This window comes from Clostridium omnivorum (genome assembly GCF_026012015.1).
In the GTDB taxonomy this organism is placed as follows: domain Bacteria; phylum Bacillota; class Clostridia; order Clostridiales; family Clostridiaceae; genus Clostridium_AX; species Clostridium_AX omnivorum.
The window spans coordinates 280,001-299,223 of the sequence record NZ_BRXR01000001.1 but is presented as its reverse complement, the minus strand read 5'-3'; the positions used below and the strand labels follow the sequence as shown (position 1 = coordinate 299,223).

Sequence of the window (19,223 nt, the reverse complement as noted above, 5' to 3'; positions counted from 1 at the left end):
CTTTTTTCTGTGGACTTTTAATTTAATTTGTTCTTAATTCATCTAAGTTAACACTTAGAATATTAGCGATGGTTTCCACTACATTAAAGGATGGGTTCAATTTCGACCCTCGTTCCAATTCTTCTAGATAAGATTTGGATATTTGGATAGAGCAGCTTCTAGATAAATTAGCTACATCAGAGCAAGTTAATCCTTTTTCAAGTCTGATTTCTCTTATTCTTTGGCCATTTAGCATAGAAAAACCCCCTCAGTGGAATTATTAAGCTATTCTATTTAATTCTATTATATAACTTTTAGGTATATGTATAAAGTGAAAAAGAAGAATAAAAATTATGAAATCAGTTAATAATAAGTTAAAATGAGGTAAATAATAAAAAAACTGTTCAGATGATATTGACATACAATCTGGCGAATATTATAATATATATCAAATTATATAATTAAAAACCTTGAAGAGAAGAGTAAGTATAGTACTGAGTTGCAGAGAGTCGGCGTTGGTGAAAGTCCGATACAAAGGCTATAGTGAAGAACATCTCGGAGTTTCTAACCGAAATTATTTTAAAGTAGGCTTAGACGTATCCAAAACGTTAAATGTTGGAGAGTATAATATTGTACTTTTTGAAGCTGGTCATTTTTTATGGCAAGTAGGGTGGTACCGCGGAATATAAACCTTTCGTCCCTTGTTAGTGGGATTAAAGGTTTTTTTATTTGCAAAAAATACTTTTATAACATTATTTTTGACGATTATTATTTTAAAGGAGGAATATATATGGAAAAAGTTACTGTAAAACAATTGTATAGGGAAAGTGAAAAATTTGCAGGTAAAACTGTATTAGTTAAGGGATGGGTTAGGACTATAAGAGCATCTAATGCATTTGGTTTTATAGAATTAAATGACGGTACCTTTTTTAAAAACCTTCAAGTTGTTTTCGAGTCAGAGCTTGAAAACTATAAGGATATTTCAAAACTAGCTATAAGTTCATCTCTAAGTATTGAAGGAGAATTCGCACTTACACCAGAAGCAAAACAGCCTTTTGAACTTAAGGCTAAAAAGGTTGTAATAGAAGGTAAGTCAGATGCAGACTATCCTCTTCAAAAGAAGAGACACTCTTTTGAATATTTGAGAACTATAGCTCACCTAAGACCAAGAGGAAATACTTTTTCAGCGGTATTTAGAGTGCGTTCATTAGCAGCTTATGCTATTCACAAGTTCTTTCAAGAGAGAGGATTCGTATATGTACACACTCCACTTATAACTGGTAGTGATGCTGAAGGTGCAGGAGAAATGTTTAGAGTTACAACCTATGACCTTAACAACCCACCAAAGGACGAGAATGGAAAAGTAGACTTCAAGGAAGACTTTTTTGGTAAAGAAACAAGCTTAACTGTAAGCGGACAATTAAATGGTGAATGCTATGCTTTAGCTTTTAGGGATATTTATACATTTGGGCCAACATTTAGAGCTGAAAATTCAAATACTGCAAGACATGCTGCTGAGTTCTGGATGATAGAGCCAGAAATAGCTTTTGCTGATTTGCTAGATGATATGGAGCTAGCTGAGGATATGGTTAAGTATGTTATTAACTATGTTATGGAAAATGCTCCAGAGGAAATGGAATTCTTCAACAAATTTATAGATACCACATTATTTGATAGATTAAATAATGTAGTAAGTTCAGATTTTGGAAGAGTAACCTACACAGAAGCAGTAGAAATTCTTGAAAAGTCAGGTGAAAACTTCGAATATCCAGTAAAATGGGGTATTGATCTTCAAACTGAACATGAAAGATATATTACAGAAAAACATTTTAATAAACCAGTATTTGTAACTGATTATCCAAAGGAAATTAAGGCTTTTTATATGAGAATTAATGACGACAACAAAACGGTTGCTGCAATGGATCTTCTTGTTCCTGGTGTTGGTGAAATAATCGGTGGAAGCCAGAGAGAAGAAAGACTTGAAGTTTTAGAAGCAAGAATGGCTGAACTTGGTCTAAAGAAAGAGGATTACTGGTGGTATCTTGAATTAAGAAAATATGGAGAAACTAAGCATGCTGGTTTCGGTCTTGGATTTGAGAGAATTATTATGTATATCACTGGAATGACAAATATAAGAGATGTAATACCATTCCCAAGAACTACTGGTACTGCAGAGTTCTAAAAGCTTAGACAAAGATTTTATAAGTATATTTTTAGATTAAGACCAGCTGTTAATGCTGGTCTTTGAAATGAAATATGTTGAAACACTATAATGTGATCAATGGATGCAAAGCTGAATTAAGCAGTGAAAAATGTGTTGTTAAAATTATAGGTCAGTTAAGGAGGAAACTAGTGTTTAAAACAATAGATTATAAGTCTCTAGAAGGAAATTATGTCCTTATAGATGTAAGAAGTCCTGGAGAGTACAATGAAGCAACTATACCTGGAGCAATAAATATACCTCTTTTTACTGATGAGGAAAGAAAAAATATTGGTACTGTCTATGTGAATGAAAGCGTGGAAAAAGCAAAGCAATTGGGAGTTGAGGCAGTAGCAAAGAAACTGCCTGCTATTTTCAATGAAGTATCACAGCTTGATAGACATTATGATAAATTAGTTTTCTTTTGCGCCAGGGGAGGTATGAGAAGTGGAAGTATAACTTCGCTTATGATATCTCTTGGTGTTAATGCTTTTAAGCTGAGTGGTGGCTACAAGGCTTATAGAAAAGTTATTAATGAAGAATTGCCTAAGCTCAATGAAGGGGTAAAATATATTGTATTGAGAGGAAAAACGGGAACTGGAAAAACTGAAATATTAAGCGGTCTTAAAAATAAAGGTTATGATGTTCTAGATTTAGAAGATGCAGCAAATCATAGAGGCTCTCTACTTGGTAATGTAGGACTAGGAGAAGGCAATAGTCAAAAGTATTTTGAAACCTCCATTTATGAGATGCTTAAAAATAGAAAAAGTAATTTTGTATTCGTAGAAGGTGAAAGTAAGAGAATAGGGAATGTTATCATTCCTGGGTTTATTTATGATGGTATGTCCAATGGTATTCATGTATTCATTGATGCAGATATAGATTTTAGGTCAAAACTTATCGTAAGAGAATATACCAAAGAAGAAAATTGTAAAGCGGAAATATTCAGCTGTTTGGATAAGTTAGGTAAATATATAAGTCAAAAAAATATTGACAGGTATAAGGCATTAGTTTTAGAAGGTAAATATGAAGAAGTCACTGCTGAGCTTATGGAAAAGTATTATGACCCAATGTATATGAATGCAATAAATAAATATGAATTTACTGTTGAATTTAAAGTACAGGATATTGAAACAGTTTGCAGCGAAATTGAAGTATGGGTAAAAAATAATATTCTAGAAAATGGAGAAGCTGCTGTAGATTAGTAATCTAAGACACTTTATATAAATAAAGAACTTATGGTACTTGAGATATATGATTAAAGAAGTATATCTCAAGTTTTGTTTTTAATGTGCTTGTATAGTACAATAGATAGTGTAGAAAATAAACGTATTTTTTAATATTCGTAGGCGCACTAATATTGGGTAATTTACAGTATACTAAGCTGCTATTTAATATTCTATAATCATAGGAGGAAGTAATAAATGAATTCAAATAATTCTGCTAAGCTTTTTCTGAAAAACAACTTTCATGCATTAACACATAAAAATTTTAGATATTATTGGATGGGGCAGTGTGTTTCGCTTATAGGAACTTGGATGCAAAATATTGGCCAATCTTGGCTTGTATTATCTCTAACTGGTTCGCCTTTCTTGCTTGGTCTAGTAGGAACAATTCAATTTCTTCCCATAACAGTATTTTCATTATTTGCAGGTGTAATTATAGATAAGTTTCCAAAGAAAAAGATACTACTATTCACTCAAATAGTTTCAATGCTTCTTGCATTTGCACTATCTGCATTAGTATTTACAAAAACAATTAAGTATCAGTATATAATTATCCTGGCATTCATTTTAGGCTGCAACAACACTATCGATACTCCTACTAGGCAATCTTTTACCATAGAAGTTGCTGGCAAGGAAGACCTTATGAATGCAATTGCTTTAAATTCAGCTACCTTCAACCTTGCAAGAATAATTGGCCCTGCAGTAGGAGCGCTATTAATGGCGTATTTGGGTGCGGGCTGGTGTTTTTTATTCAATGGATTAAGTTTTATAGCGGTTATATATGGTCTGCTTCAAATTAAGGCTGTTCCGTATGTGAGAATGAAACAGAAAGAAACAGGTGTCTTAAAAGAAATAATAGATGGACTAAAATACATAAAAGGAAACAAAAATTTAATGCAGTCAATTCTGCTTACTACTATTATGGGGATATTTGCATTTAACTACAGTGTATTAATTCCGGTTTTTACGAAGAATGTTTTGATGATGCAGGAAAAAACCTATGGCTTTTTAATGTCATCCCTTGGCGTGGGTTCTCTTATAGGAGCACTTGGTGTATCATTAAAAAGTAAAAGAGGACCAAAGATGACGGCTATGATTAGGAGTATAGTAATTGTTTCTATTTTGCTAATATGTACGGGGCTTACAAGATACTATTATATTACTGCGCTATCTTTAGCAGTTACAGGAGTGTTTAATATAATGTTTTCAACTACTGCCAATTCTACACTTCAAATTAATTCAAAGGATGAGTATAGAGGAAGAGTGATGAGTGTATATTCTTTAGTTTTTGCTGGCAGTACTCCAATTGGAAATATGTTTTCGGGGTATACTGCAGATAAATTTGGAGTAAGTGCAGCATTTATACTAAGTGGTGGAATAGCGTTAACTTTGCTTGTAATTGTTGTTATAATTTTTAGAAATAAGATAACAGATGATGAAAAACTAATTTTAAATGATATATAATGATAAGGTTTTATTTGGTATAATTTTGTTAGTGAAAGTGTAAGATAAATAAATGCTTTTTAGTGGAGTTGAGAAACATGTCGGAAAAAACAGTTGTTAAAGAGGAGATAAAACATAATATAAAAAAGCCTAAATTATATCAGGTTCTTATGCATAATGATGATTATACTACTATGGAGTTTGTGGTAGAAATCCTTGTTGCAATTTTTAATAAACAGCCTGCAGAAGCGACTAGAATTATGCTAGATGTTCATAAGTGTGGAATAGGTATTGCAGGTGTATACTCTTATGATATTGCTACAACAAAAGTAGTTCAGGCAGAAAGTCTGGCAGAAGAAAAAGGGTTTCCCCTAAAACTTAGTTTAAGAGAGGAATAGATATGCAAATAGATATATTATTAAATGAAATTGTTGCTGCGGCATATAGCGAGGCTAAGGCGTCAAAGCATGAATATTTGACACCGGAGCATATTTTATATGCTTCTCTTTTTTTAAAGGAGAGTTGCAAAATTATTACGGATTGTGGAATTGATACTGAAATTCTTATAGAAGACTTGTCTAGTTACTTTAAAGATAATATTAATATAGTGAATGATAGAGAGCCAGTTCAAACACTTGGGGTGCAAAATATTCTATCAAGTGCAGCAGAACATGTTTTATCCTGTGGTAAAGATATAATAAAATTTGAGGATTTTTTAGTTGCCGTATATGACTATGAAGAGGGTTTTGGAAGTTATTTTTTAAAAAAGCAGGGTATTTCTAGGTTAGATATCTTAAAGTCTATAACTATAAAATATGATGCTGAGGATGATTATAAAGAAGAAAAAATAGAGAAAGGTGAAATAGAAGAGGATGCAAAAGAACAAGGGATCCTTGAAAAGTATACTGTAGAGCTTACTAAAAAAGCTATGAATGGAGAAATAGACCCTCTAATTGGTAGAGAAGATATACTTCAAAGGACTATTCAAACACTATGCAGAAGAATGAAAAATAATCCTATACATATTGGGGAACCTGGGGTTGGGAAAACAGCTATAACAGAAGGAATTGCAGCACTGATAGCCAAAAATCAAGTGCCGGATTTGTTAAAGGGTTTTAGAATTTATTCTTTAGATATGGGAGCAATTCTTGCAGGAACAAAATATAGAGGCGATTTTGAAGAAAGAATTAAGAAGGTACTTAATGAAATTATGAAGGAAGAAAAGGCCATTGTATATATAGACGAAATTCATACAGTGATAGGGGCAGGAGCAATATCTGGTGGAGCTATGGATGCATCAAATATTCTTAAACCATTTATTGATAGAGGGAGGCTTAGAGTGGTAGGTTCTACAACTTTTGAAGAGTATAAAAAAATTTTTGAGAAAGATAGAGCACTTTCTAGAAGATTTCAAAAGATTGAGGTTAATGAACCTACTGAGCTAGAAGCTTATGAAATCCTGCTTGGATTACGTAAGAACTATGAGGAATTTCATAGAGTAGAGTATACTGATGGAGCGCTTAAAGCCGCTGTGGAACTTTCAGCTAAGTACATTCAAGACAGATTTCTCCCTGATAAGGCTATAGATGTAATAGATGAAGCAGGGGCAATAGCAGCTATAAGTAGAGATGATAAGGAAAAGGTTATTATTTCTGCAAATGAAATTGAAAAAGTTGTCGCAGTAATGGGAAAGGTTCCCGAGGAGAGTGTATCCTCAAATGAACTTGAGAAATTAAGAAAACTTGAAGGTGAACTAAAAAGTCAGATATTTGGACAGGATAAAGCTATACATGACATAGTAGATGCAATAAAACGATCTAGAGCAGGCTTTAATGAAGGAGATAAGCCTGTTGCAAGTCTTTTATTTGTAGGTCCTACTGGAGTAGGTAAAACTGAAATTGCTAGACAATTATCTAAAACTCTTGGCATATCCTTAGTTAGATTTGATATGAGTGAATACCAAGAAAAGCATTCTGTTGCAAGACTGATAGGTTCGCCTCCGGGATATGTTGGATATGAGGAAGGAGGTCTTTTAACAGAAGCTATAAGAAAAACACCAAATTGTGTGCTGCTTTTGGATGAAATAGAAAAGGCTCATGCTGACATATTAAATGTACTTCTTCAGGTTATGGATTATGCAACTTTAACTGATAATACTGGTAAAAAAGCAGATTTTAAAAGCGTTATATTGATTATGACTTCAAACGCAGGAGCTAGAGAAATAGGAAAACCTATAATTGGTTTTGGAGGAAGAGAGCATAGCAGCGTAGCTATAAATGAAGAGGTTGAAAGAGTGTTTTCTCCTGAGTTTAGAAATAGATTAGATGGAATTTTGATTTTTAATAAACTTGATAAAGATATGTCAATTAAAGTAACTAAAAAAGCACTGCATAGATTCGAAGAGCAGCTAATTGCTAAAAAAATAAAACTTTTAGTTACAGAACAATGCATTAATTATATTTCAGAAAAAGGAATAAATTCAAATTATGGTGCCCGTGAGATATACAGGGTTGTACAACAAGAAATAAAGCCATACTTTGTGGATGAAGTGCTTTTTGGGAAACTTTCTAATGGAGGAACTGCCTTAATAGATTTAATAGGTAAAGAGATAGTTATAAATATAAAATAATCCATGGCTATTCTTAAAATGAAAATAGCAGAAAATGAGCAGGATGTTTTCAAGTTATTCAATTATTACATTTTTCGCGCAAAACTGAATTAAGATAAATTTGAAAACGTTAAATTTCAAATCATCACGAAATTATTTGTAAAAATATTAAATTCAATTAATAAATTATAAAAAAGTGAAAAATTAGTATATTTATATTTCAATTTTTAGAAAAATGTATTTACAAAATGGTAATATTATGATAAATTTTATACAGATGAATTTTGTGCATAAGACTTCCATATTTGGTTATGAAGCAGCACAGGGATTTGCTTGTATAATAATCTTAAAACCCTGTGGAGTCGCTTATTAGGTGATTCTGCAGTTTTTTTTATTTATTTTTGCTAAATATTTAAAGTATTTAAATATTTATAAAAATTAAGCGTTTTAATGAAAATATTAAAAATATTTCTAAAAATGCTTTAATTTACCAAATTTATGTTTTATAATATAGATGAAAATTATATTTTCATCTATAAATTGGACAAGCATGGGGGTGAAACAAAAGTAAAACAATTTAACCTGTTAAAAATAATAAGGGGGCGATTTTTTTGGTAGGAAAAAAATTATTGGGTGTAATAATGTCATTGAGCTTAGTACTAGGAAGTGCAGGTTCTTATGGACGAGTATTACCCGGGGCAAACACATCTAATCCAACAACAGCAATTGAGAGTTCCGAAGATTTAAATAACGGAACCGTTGACCTTGCAATTGCAAATGACGAGAAATTAATTGAGATGCTGAAAAAGTCAGGTAAAATTGCTAAAGATGCTTCTCCAGCACAAGCAGAAAAGGCTCTTAAAGATTATCTAAAGAGTATGGAAAATGATTATAAAAAGAGTCCAAACAAATTAACTTCTGCTCAAGTATCGGGGCTTAAACAGTACAAGCAAGAGGCAGTTAATAAAGGATTCCTAAAAGCAGATACTTCAAAATTAACTACTAAAAATGTATCAAGTGCTGAGTATACTGGTAAAGTAACTAAGGACAAGATATTAGTTTTACTTATGGAATTCCCAGATTTGAAGCATAATACATTAACAAAAGACGATACTGACAACTATTATACTGATTATACAAAGCAACATTACCAAGATATGATCTTTGGTAAAGATGGTTGTAAAGGTCCAAACGGTGAAACTCTAATATCAATGAAACAATTTTATGATCAACAATCTGGTGGAAGCTATGATATAGAAGGAAACGTTATGGGTTGGTATATGGCTACTAATCCAGCAAAATATTATGGTGCAGACAGTACTGATGGATCTAATCATAACGTAAATGTAAGAGCTCTTATAAAGGAAGCATTAGTTGATGCTTCAAAAGAAGCCAATTTAGCAGATTATGACCTTGAGGATCCATATGATCTTGATGGAGATGGAAATATAAACGAACCAGATGGAATTATTGACCACTTAATGGTAATTCACTCTGGAATGGGACAAGAAGCAGGAGGCGGAGCAATTGGAGCTGATTCAATATGGTCCCATAGCTCTAAAGTATATAGTGTAGTTGATGGAAAAGCACTTCCATGGCAAATCCCTGGAACAACTATGTCAGCTTTCCCATACACAATAATGCCTGAAGATGGAGCATCCGGAGTATTTGTTCATGAGTTTGGTCATGATTTAGGCTTACCAGACGAATATGACACTCAATATACTGGGGCTGGAGAACCAATTGAATATTGGTCAATTATGTCCAGTGGTAGCTGGGTAGGAAAAATTCCAGGAGCAGAACCTATAGGATTCAGCCCATATGCTAAAGAATATTTCCAAGGCAGATACGGTGGAAATTGGCAGAGTTTAAAAACTGTTGCTTTAAAGGATATCACATCAAGTGGTACTTCATTTGTTCTTGATCAAGCAAGTATTAAAGGAAGTAATGCAGATGCAGTAAAGGTTACTTTGCCACAAAAAGAAACAACTATAAATGTCCCAGCTAGTGGAACATATAGTTACTTTAGTGGTAAAGGTGATGATGTTGATAATTCAATGGTTACAAGTTTAGATTTAACTAACATTAAATCTGCTAAATTAACATTCAAAACTTGGTATGACATTGAAAAAGATTGGGATTATGCAAGCATTAAAGTAAAGGCTGAAGGTGAAACTAAATTTACTAGCATTGCTGGTAACATAACAACTACTACAAATCCAAATGAACAAAATCCTGGAAACGGAATTACTGGTTCATCTGATGGTAAGTGGGTAGATGCTGCATTTGATTTAAGTGCATATGCTGGCAAGAAAATTGATTTACAGTTTAGTTATTGGACAGATGGAGCAGCAACTTATCCAGGATTCTATGTTGATGATATCAATGTAGTAGGAGATGGTAGTGCAATATTTACTGATAATGCTGATGCAACTCCTAAACTTACACTAAATGGATTTAAGGTGGATAATGGAAAAGTTTACTCAAATCAATATTATCTACTTGAGTGGAGAAATCACACAGCTGCTGATGCTGGACTAGCTAACATTAAGAGAGGTTTAAGTTTAATGTCATATGACCCAGGTCTATTAATATGGTATGTAGATGACTATTATACTGATAACTGGACAGGACCAGTAGCAAATGGTGGACATCCAGGAAATGGATACTTAGGATTAGTTGATGCTGATCAAACTATTAATAAGTGGAGTGACGGAGCAATAGGTACAACAAGATATCAAATGCATGATGCTGCATTTAGTATAAGAAACAGCCAAAAGATGTTCCTTGACTATGGTACTAAGAGTATGACTGATAACAATACCTTTATGCATCCATTCTTTGATGATTCAAGAAATTATCTAAATGGTGAACTTCCAGATGCAGGACGTAATGTTCCTAAACTTGGATTAAAGGTATATGTTACTTCTGAAGCTAAAGACAGAAGCAGTGCATCTATAGTAATCAAAAAATAATACAATGAGTGTGAAGTTGAAAGTAAATGGGAATTGCTAAGAGTGAAGGATAAATTGAACACTTAGTGAGCTGTTTTTTTAAAACTTCTAAATAGGTGGATAAAATTGATATGCTCATTGAAGGGGGGAATACTTTTGAAAGCACGAAAAAAGCTTAGCATAATGTTAAGCGCCTTGCTTACCCTAAACTTAATGAATGGTAGCTTACTAAAAGCTAACGCTGCTGAATTAACTAATGTAATTACTTTAAAGAGTGTTTCAGTTAGTGAAAAGCTTGTAGCACCAGGAAGTGAAGTGAAGGTTACTGTAGAAGCTTCTGATTCTAGTGCAAACTTAAATAAGGATGCTTACGCTGTTTATGTTTCAAAAAGCAGCGGTTCAGAAGTTGAAAAAGAAGTAGCATTAGCTATGGATGATAATGATAAAAAATACCATGCAAGCATTTCTATAAAAGATCCAGCAGAGGCTGGAGATTGGAAACTTAGCTTTGTATCTATTGGTGATGAAGCTGGAAATGCTCAGATTTTCTATAACTCAAATGTTCATCAAGAATTGGGACAAGATCTTAGTACTGGTGATTTTAAGGTTATTGTTGATAATGATGCACCAAAGCTAGGAGATATTGTTCTGAACAGTCATGACTTATTCCAAGGGTCAAACCTGAATGTTCAAATTAATGCAACAGATTTTGGAGTTGGACTTTCTGATGAAGCTAATCTAGTATTTGTTGCTAAAACTGATAAGGGTGATGTAGAAAAATCTCTTACCCTAAAGCTTAACGGTGGAAAATATGAAGGAAATCTTTATATTGATGAAACCTATCCAACTGGAGATTGGAAGCTAAGTTTTGTTACATTAGAGGATAGAGCTGGCAACGTAAGCATTATATATAACTCTAATGTACATGGTAGTGAACTTGGAATAGATTTAAGTGCTGGAAACTTTTCTGTTAAGCCGGATACTGAAGCACCTAAATTTGTAAGCATTAGTGTAGATAAGAAGCTTGTAAAATCAGGTGATAGAGTCAATGTTGCAGTAGTTGCTAACGACGGAGTTGCATTAGCTAAAGAAGCTAATTTATGCTATGTAATGAAAACTGATAAAGGTGATGTAGAAAAAGGAATAACACTGAATCTTGTAAATGGAAAGTACCAAGGAATTCTAGAGGTTGACAATTCATTTACTACAGGCACTTTATCAGCAAGCTTCGTAACACTTGAAGACGCTTTGGGGAACCTTGGTATAGTATATAACTCTAAGGTTCATAGTGGAATGGCACCTGAGATAAGTGCTGATATGAGTGCAGGAGATATCACTGTTGATATGGTAAATCCAGATAAACCAGTGATTGCTGTAAGTACAGAAGCACCTACTAATAAGAATGTAACTGTTACATTAACAACCAATGAACCTCATGGCAGAATTGATTATAAACTTGAAGGACAATCAGGCTGGACAACTTACATAGATAAGTTTATTGTAACTAATAATACTACTGTCTATGCAAAGGTATATGATTTAGCTGGTAATGTTAGTGATGTTGCTGAAAAGAAAATCACAAACATTGATAAGGTTGCTCCAGTAATAACAGTAACAGGTGTTGAAAATGGACAAATCTATAGTAAGATTGTAAAACCTGTTATAAGTACTGATGATGTTGATGCAACTGTAGTTACAACTTTAAATGATGCTTCATACGATGGCAAAGCATTAGTAGAAGAAGGAAGTTATATTTTAAAGGTTACTGCTACAGATAAAGTAGGTAATGTTAGTGAGAAGGTTGTAAGCTTTAAAATTGATAAGACAGCGCCAACTATAACTATAAATGGCGTGGTTGATGGTAAGATTTACAATACTGATGTAAAACCAGAAATAGTTGTAAATGGTAAGGAATTTACTATAACAGCACTATTAAATGATAAGCCATTTAATAGCGGCGACAAGATAACTGCTGAAGGAAACTATAAGTTAGTAGTTACTGTGGTTGATGGATTTAACCGTTCCTACGAAGTAGTAAAGAACTTTACTATTGACAAGACAAAGCCAGTAATAACTGTAAGTGGAGTTAAGGACAATTCCTTCTATAAAGACAAAGTTAATATTGGCATTACTACAAACGAACATGCAACAGTAGCTGCTACACTAAATGGAAAAGACCTTGCAAGCAATGAAATTGCTGGAGAGGGTGCTTATACATTAGTGGTTACTGCAGTAGATGATGCAGGAAACATGAGTTTAGCAGTATATAACTTTGCAATTGATAAGAAAGCTCCAGTTATTAATGTGTTAGGACTTCAAGATGGAGGACTATACAATAATAATGTTAATCCAGTAGTCAAAGTTGATGACGTAAATGTAAATACAACTGTTATTTCTTTAAATTCAAAACTTTATGATGGAAAACCAATTACTGCTGAAGGAAGCTACGAATTTAAAGTTATTGCAACTGATAAAGCTGGAAATGCTAGCGAAGCAATATACAAATTCAAGATTGATAAAACAGCGCCAGTAATTACAATTGATGGCATAGAAGATGGTAAAACATACTTAAGCACTTCAGTTGTACCTACTATTAAAGTTAATGAAGATGCTAAAGTAACTGTTACCTTAGATGGTAAAGCTTATAGCTTAGGTTCATCAATTGAAACTCTTGGAGAACACAAACTTACAGTTACAGCTGTAGATAATGCGGGTAACATAAGTAAGAAAGATGTTAAATTTAGTATTCAAGTTTCAATTCCTAAAGATGCTGGTAAAGCAGCAGATACGGTAAAAGATTTAGTTAATAATTCTAAACAGGATAAGGTAGTTTTAAATGCAACTGAAAATCCTGTTATAGATGCTAAAGTTCTTGAAGCTATTAAAGGAATAGACAAGCCAGTTAGTGTTGTTGTAGAATCACAAGGAATAACTCTTACTTGGACATTTAATGGAAAGGATATTAAGGATACAACTAAGAGTGTTGACCTTACATTAAATGCTGCAGCTCCAAATAAGGATTTAATTACAAAGGTAGATAGTAATGCTCAAATTATTTCCTTTAAAAATCATGGAACTCTTCCAGCGCCAATGACAATTACTATTCCTGTTGATACAAAGAAGTTTGATGTAACTAAACCATTATACTTCTACTACTACAACGAAACTACTAAGAAAGCAGAGCTAATTGCTGAAGGCTTAAAGGCTTATCAGAAGGGTGATGCTTACTTCGTAGACGTAACAATAACTCACTGCAGTGATTACTTCCTATCCAGTAGTGATAGTAAGACAGTATTGCCAAAGGTTGAAAAACTAGTACAAACAGGTTCACCAATGGACATGAATGTTCTACTTGCTCTAGGCATGCTGCTTATCGGAGCTGGATTTACTGTAGTGCTTGCTAGAAGAAAAAGATCATAATATTAATTAAACAGAGTGACCTCCGCATATGTGGAGGTCATTTGTTATGCGTTTAATAATATGTATACGTAACATTATTTTAAAAAAAGTATATTTTCAGTATGAATAAGAGTTTGCTATTTTGGGAAATACAATATTAAATAGTAATAAAATTGGCTATACCGAAATTTTAAACATAGAATTAGGAGTGATATAATGAACAGCAAATTTTTTAAAAATAAGGAAAAATCAAAAGCACAATCTATGAAGCAGCATAGCGATAATAGTAGAAATTCTCATACAGGATATATGGATACTGGTAATGACGCACAAGTTCAACAAAAAGGAAGAAATATAAGCAATAATGATAATGGCAGTCATTTATAAGTAAATGAAGCCTCCCAAAAATTAATGTCTTTTGGGAGGCTTTTTAATTTACATGAATTGACTTGGTAAAATTGTTAATAATTTATGAACTGGAAAATTTCCTATTGATAATTATTATTTATTATTATATAATAATAATTGTTAAGAGACGTTGAATTAAATTGATTAAATAAAATTAAAATAAAATGAAATGAATGGAGGAAATAATATGAAAAAATTTGTTTGTTCAGTATGTGGATATGTTTATGAGGGAGAAGAGGCACCAGAATTTTGCCCACAATGTAAAGCTCCAAAGGAAAAATTTATAGAAAAGGTTGAGGGAGAAATGCAATGGGCTGATGAGCACAGAATTGGTGTAGCAGCTGGTGTTGATCCAAGAATTATTGAAGGATTAAGACAAAACTTTACTGGTGAATGTACTGAGGTTGGTATGTACTTAGCAATGAGTAGACAAGCGGATAGAGAAGGTTATCCAGAAGTTGCAGAAGCTTATAAGAGAATTGCTTTTGAAGAAGCTGAACATGCTTCAAAATTTGCTGAACTTCTTGGTGAAGTTGTTTGGCCAGATACTAAGAAAAATTTACAAGCTAGAGTGGATGCTGAACATGGAGCTTGTCAAGGAAAGAAAGAGCTTGCTACATTAGCTAAGCAGCTAAACCTTGATGCTATACATGATACTGTTCATGAAATGTGTAAAGATGAAGCTAGACACGGAATGGCTTTCAAAGGATTATTATCCAGATATTTTGGTAAATAAAAATTAAATTGCAACTCAAACTGCTTTTAAGTAGTTTGAGTTATTTTTTGTAAAGTTTTATAGTCCCTATATATGACTTGGAAATATAAAAAGTTTTGTTACAGCAAGAAAATAGAATTGTAAAAAATAATGATTGAAGGCATATACTTTTATTAGTAACATATATTATAATGTTTAGTAAAAGGAGGTTTTTTTTATGATAAATGGAAGTTACAGAGAGAGCCATGAACTTAAGAAAGCTGCGTTAGAAAAGCTTAAGGGTAAGTGGCTGCAAGCAGTGCTTATATGCTTTATTGCATGGCTTCTAACAAATGCATTTACTTCAGGCAACATGTGGGGGCAAACGGTTCACTACACTCGATTGAATGGTGAATTCGTTAGAGTTAATAATGATGTGAGCCCATTTAGAACTGTTGGCGGTATTATTAATTTTATTTTAGCTGGTGCAATTTCCTATGGAGTTGCAGGATTTTTCTTAAAGTTGGTAAGAAATGAAAATCCAATGATAGAAAACCTATTTAACGGATTTAACTATTTTATTAACACATTTTTAGTTAATCTTGTAGTTACTATATTTACTTTTTTATGGATGCTACTTCTAATAATTCCCGGTATAATTGCAATTTTTAGGTATTCTATGGTTTATTTTATTATGAATGACAATCCTGGAATAGGAGTAATGGAGGCTATAGATCTTAGTAAAGATATGATGAAAGGTCATAAAGGAAGATTATTTATGCTTTGGCTTTCATTTATTGGATGGTTTATTTTAGGATTAATTCCATTTGGAATAGGACTTCTTTGGGTAGTGCCATACTATAACTCAGCAAAAGCTAACTTTTATGAGGATTTAAAAGCTAATTATGTGAATTCTCAAAATCAAGTGGTTTAGAAAATCTATTAAATACATTTGTTTGAAGAATGCATTTCAAAACATAAAGTTTTGAAGTGCATTTTTTATTTGAAAAAATTTACTAATTTGCTATCAAATTATTGTAACCATTTTACTAATTAAGAATAAATTAATATTGTAGAATTATTCTCGAGGTGAGAAGAGTGGCCTATGATAACAGAGAACTACTAGCTAGAATTTTAAAATGTGAAGCAGGAGGCGAAGGCGAGAACGGAATGAAGGCCGTAGCCTCAGTTATAATGAACAGAGTAAATGTAGCCTTTGGCGAATATCAGAGAATATGCCAAGGGGATATTAGAAAAGTAATTTATCAAAAAGGACAATTTGACTGCACTCGTCCGGTTCTCGGAGGTCAGCCTAATCCACAAACTATATGGGCAAATCCTCCAGATCAAATTCATTATGATATAGCAGATTGGGCAATATCGGGTAATAGATTATTTACAGTTGGAGCTTCGCTGTGGTATTTTAATCCTTTTAATCCATCATGCCCATATACTTTTCCGTATAATGGAACTGGAAGTTTTCAAGTGAGGGTCGTTAAGCACTGCTTTTATAACCCTACGGCAGCATATGCAGAAACTTAATTATGTTGGTAATAAAAAAATAAAAATATAATGTAGGAGGATATATTATGATTCCTAAGCCATGTTATGATTGCCTAGAAAGACAAATGCAAATGACTCCAATGATGCCAGCAGGATACATACCTGCAAATATGCAAAATCAAGTTCCTTATGGAACAATGCCGTTTATGATGTCTACACCACAGTTTGGAATGCCAGTTATAAATGCTGGAGAGCCTTCAATGGCACCAGGAGGAACTACTGCAGCACCACCTTTCCCAACACCGCAAGCTGTTGCAGGAGCTGAAAATTTTCAGCAAAATTTTGAAATGGCTCCAGGGTCACCAGTTCAACAAGATGTAAACTACACTCAGGGATATTTAAGGACACAAATAGGAAAAAGGCTGCTTGTAAGCTTTTTAATTGGAACTAATACTTATCAAGATCGTACAGGAGTACTTGAATCTGTTGGTATAAGTTACATTATCTTAAGAGAACCTGAAGGTACAAGACTGTTATGTGACATATATTCAATTAAATTTGTTAGAATTTTTGAACAGACCACTCCATAAAATTAAGGTTTCAAAGCTTCGCTTTGAAACCTTTTTGCTTGAAGATTTTATAGCTTTTAGGTATTATATACATGGAAGACTAGAATACAATACTTAATAATTTTAGGAGTTGGTTTTTTGAAGAAGGGTTACATATATTCTATTCTATCTGCTATTTTATTTGGAAGTGCAGGATTGGTTATTAAATTTGCATACGTTGGAGGCATAGATTCCATTAGTTTGCTTACTCTTCAATATATAATTGCTGTAGTAATAATGTTTATAGTGTTATATATTATGGATAAAAAGGCATTGAAAGTTAACAGGAATGTATTGCTTCATTGTGCTATTTTAGGTATAGTAGGAAATACTTTTATGACCATATTTTATTATCTTGCCTTTAAGTATCTGCCAGTAGCTATGGTAGCTATACTTCTTTATACCTATCCTATAATGGTGTTTTTATACTCATTTATATTTGAAAAAGAAAAAGTTGACTTGAAAAAGTTTATTGCTTTACTTATGGCCTTTAGTGGATGTGTTCTTGCCTTAGGCTTAATAGGCGGAAAAACTTCATATTCAAAAGTTGGCATTATTTATGGAGTGCTTTCAGCTCTATTTTATGCATTTATGAATATATATAGTGAAAAGAAATTAGCAAAGGTAGATTCCTTAACAATTAATTTTTATTCTACTCTGTTTTCCTTAATCTCTCTGATTATATATAGAGTTCCAGTTTTTGTGTTAAAGGGAGAGGTATCAATAAGCCTTATTGGCTACACAACAATACTTGCAGTTTTATGCGAAATTTTACCGCTAACACTGCTTTATGCAGCAATAAAGAGGATTGGATCCTTAAAGGTATCAATTATTGGAAACCTTGAAATTCCAACAGCCATGATATTATCATATATCTTCTTACATGAGACCATAACTTTTTCGCAGCTAATTGGAGCAGTATTTGTGTTTTATGCTGTTTACAAAATACGAAGTTAAGAGAGGAAGTAATATTTTGAAGTACCTTATTATATACATATTTGCAATAAATCTATATGCTGTGCTTATTATGTACATAGACAAGCAAAGGGCAATTAAAAAGAAATGGAGAATACCAGAAGCAAGGCTGATTTTTATTGCAGTTATACTAGGAAGCCTTGGGATAATGTCGGGAATGGGGTTATTCCATCATAAGACTAAGCATCCTAAATTTACTGTTGGTGTTCCTTTGATAATAATATGTCAATTGTTAATTCTATTTAAGTTGAATTTATTTAAGCTATAAACGTAATGTTTTAATTATTCTTTTTAAAAACTTCTTTTAGTGTTTTTTATAATATTATACCATTAAATGAATAAAATATATTTGAAATATTATAGTTGCTGAAACTTAAGATTCGGTATGTTTATAGGATAAAGATGAGGTAATACTATGTATTCTAATAAAAGAAGATCGCATGTTCATTTCATAAAACAATATTATGTAAAAACAGGGGAATATACAGGAACTAGAATAGTTGTATTTATAAAAGGAGGAAAAAAACTTTTTTATGATATAGATGAATTTGCTATACATAGCTATACAAATTCAAAAACTAAAAATAATGAAATTTCTATGTGGAAAAAAAGTGATACTCAAGTATTTGGAGTAGTAAAAAAAGAAATGTTAAATTATAGTCTGGATAATAAGTATAAAATGCTGCATATAATATATGAATCTGAAATAAAGAAAATTAATGAATATTTACCTGATTGTTTTAAAGAACAGGGGATAGATATGCCAATACAGCTATTTAATGATATACAAAAGTTATAATTCTGAATTCATCTGCACTTGTTGACAGTAAAGAATAAGGAACTGCAGACTAATGAGTATTTTATTAATATGGGATAAAGTGCCAGTATAGCTGCTGTTGACAAAGTTTTTAGAAACTGTTAAGATAATTTCACGTCAAACAACTTCATAATTAATTTAAATAAAGATTAAAAAGCTGTTGACAAAATGCTGTGAAGATGATAAACTATAAAAGTTGTCAGATGACAGCAACTTGGTCCTTGAAAATTAAACAGATATTAAGGTAATAACCAGCAATTCTTTATGAGATTAATAATCTCAAAAAATAAGCGAATGAGCTTAAAATCAAACTTTTAAATTGAGAGTTTGATCCTGGCTCAGGACGAACGCTGGCGGCGTGCCTAACACATGCAAGTCGAGCGAGAGACTTCGGTCTCTAGCGGCGGAC

The 19,223-nt window shown here is 32.5% G+C and carries 16 protein-coding genes, 1 rRNA gene and 1 other annotated feature (1 of these 18 cut by a window edge); of the genes, 16 read left to right on the top strand and 1 reads right to left on the bottom strand.

The window, feature by feature from the left end; genetic code table 11:
- Positions 1–22: 22 nt before the first annotated feature.
- Entirely contained in the window at positions 23–235 is a 213-nt protein-coding gene (locus bsdE14_RS01375; protein WP_264848127.1) for a helix-turn-helix domain-containing protein, read from the bottom strand.
- A gap of 205 nt (positions 236–440) precedes the next feature.
- Positions 441–684, top strand: a binding site (T-box leader).
- An 85-nt stretch (positions 685–769) separates the two neighbouring features.
- Here bsdE14_RS01375 and asnS point away from each other — a divergent pair.
- The 16 genes from asnS to bsdE14_RS01295 all read left to right on the top strand — a co-directional run.
- Entirely contained in the window at positions 770–2,161 is a 1,392-nt protein-coding gene (gene asnS / locus bsdE14_RS01370; RefSeq protein WP_264848126.1) for an asparagine--tRNA ligase, read from the top strand.
- Between the two features lie 170 nt (positions 2,162–2,331).
- Positions 2,332–3,384, top strand: a complete 1,053-nt coding sequence (gene mnmH, locus bsdE14_RS01365) for a tRNA 2-selenouridine(34) synthase MnmH (protein ID WP_264848125.1) — start codon at positions 2,332–2,334, stop codon at positions 3,382–3,384.
- A 219-nt stretch (positions 3,385–3,603) separates the two neighbouring features.
- A complete protein-coding gene (locus bsdE14_RS01360) occupies positions 3,604–4,869 on the top strand; it encodes an MFS transporter (RefSeq protein ID WP_264848124.1) in 1,266 nt (421 codons plus the stop codon).
- Between the two features lie 77 nt (positions 4,870–4,946).
- Complete coding sequence (locus tag bsdE14_RS01355) at positions 4,947–5,246, top strand: ATP-dependent Clp protease adaptor ClpS (RefSeq protein WP_264848123.1); 300 nt, start codon at positions 4,947–4,949, stop codon at positions 5,244–5,246.
- A gap of 2 nt (positions 5,247–5,248) precedes the next feature.
- A complete protein-coding gene (gene clpA / locus bsdE14_RS01350; protein ID WP_264848122.1) occupies positions 5,249–7,477 on the top strand; it encodes an ATP-dependent Clp protease ATP-binding subunit ClpA in 2,229 nt (742 codons plus the stop codon).
- 590 nt (positions 7,478–8,067) lie between these two features.
- On the top strand, positions 8,068–10,431 hold the full coding sequence (locus bsdE14_RS01345; protein ID WP_264848121.1) for an immune inhibitor A: 2,364 nt from the start codon (positions 8,068–8,070) through the stop codon (positions 10,429–10,431).
- Positions 10,432–10,566: 135 nt separating this feature from the next.
- Positions 10,567–13,830 carry an Ig-like domain repeat protein gene (locus bsdE14_RS01340; RefSeq protein ID WP_264848120.1) on the top strand — a complete coding sequence of 1,088 codons (3,264 nt, stop codon included), beginning with the start codon at positions 10,567–10,569 and terminating at the stop codon, positions 13,828–13,830.
- A 195-nt stretch (positions 13,831–14,025) separates the two neighbouring features.
- Positions 14,026–14,196 carry a hypothetical protein gene (locus bsdE14_RS01335; protein WP_264848119.1) on the top strand — a complete coding sequence of 57 codons (171 nt, stop codon included), beginning with the start codon at positions 14,026–14,028 and terminating at the stop codon, positions 14,194–14,196.
- Positions 14,197–14,404: 208 nt separating this feature from the next.
- The gene (locus bsdE14_RS01330) at positions 14,405–14,953 is read left to right on the top strand and encodes an NADH peroxidase (protein WP_264848118.1); all 549 of its coding nucleotides are present in this window, start codon (positions 14,405–14,407) and stop codon (positions 14,951–14,953) included.
- A gap of 196 nt (positions 14,954–15,149) precedes the next feature.
- Positions 15,150–15,845, top strand: a complete 696-nt coding sequence (locus bsdE14_RS01325) for a DUF975 family protein (protein ID WP_264848117.1) — start codon at positions 15,150–15,152, stop codon at positions 15,843–15,845.
- A gap of 164 nt (positions 15,846–16,009) precedes the next feature.
- Positions 16,010–16,453 carry a cell wall hydrolase gene (locus bsdE14_RS01320; RefSeq protein WP_264848116.1) on the top strand — a complete coding sequence of 148 codons (444 nt, stop codon included), beginning with the start codon at positions 16,010–16,012 and terminating at the stop codon, positions 16,451–16,453.
- Between the two features lie 47 nt (positions 16,454–16,500).
- Complete coding sequence (locus bsdE14_RS01315; RefSeq protein ID WP_264848115.1) at positions 16,501–17,004, top strand: hypothetical protein; 504 nt, start codon at positions 16,501–16,503, stop codon at positions 17,002–17,004.
- A 117-nt stretch (positions 17,005–17,121) separates the two neighbouring features.
- On the top strand, positions 17,122–17,979 hold the full coding sequence (locus bsdE14_RS01310) for a DMT family transporter (RefSeq protein WP_264848114.1): 858 nt from the start codon (positions 17,122–17,124) through the stop codon (positions 17,977–17,979).
- A gap of 16 nt (positions 17,980–17,995) precedes the next feature.
- On the top strand, positions 17,996–18,265 hold the full coding sequence (locus bsdE14_RS01305) for a DUF1294 domain-containing protein (protein WP_435382404.1): 270 nt from the start codon (positions 17,996–17,998) through the stop codon (positions 18,263–18,265).
- A gap of 147 nt (positions 18,266–18,412) precedes the next feature.
- Positions 18,413–18,796 carry a hypothetical protein gene (locus bsdE14_RS01300; protein ID WP_264848113.1) on the top strand — a complete coding sequence of 128 codons (384 nt, stop codon included), beginning with the start codon at positions 18,413–18,415 and terminating at the stop codon, positions 18,794–18,796.
- Between the two features lie 333 nt (positions 18,797–19,129).
- Positions 19,130–19,223 (top strand): 16S ribosomal RNA (locus bsdE14_RS01295) (it continues 1,408 nt past the right edge of the window).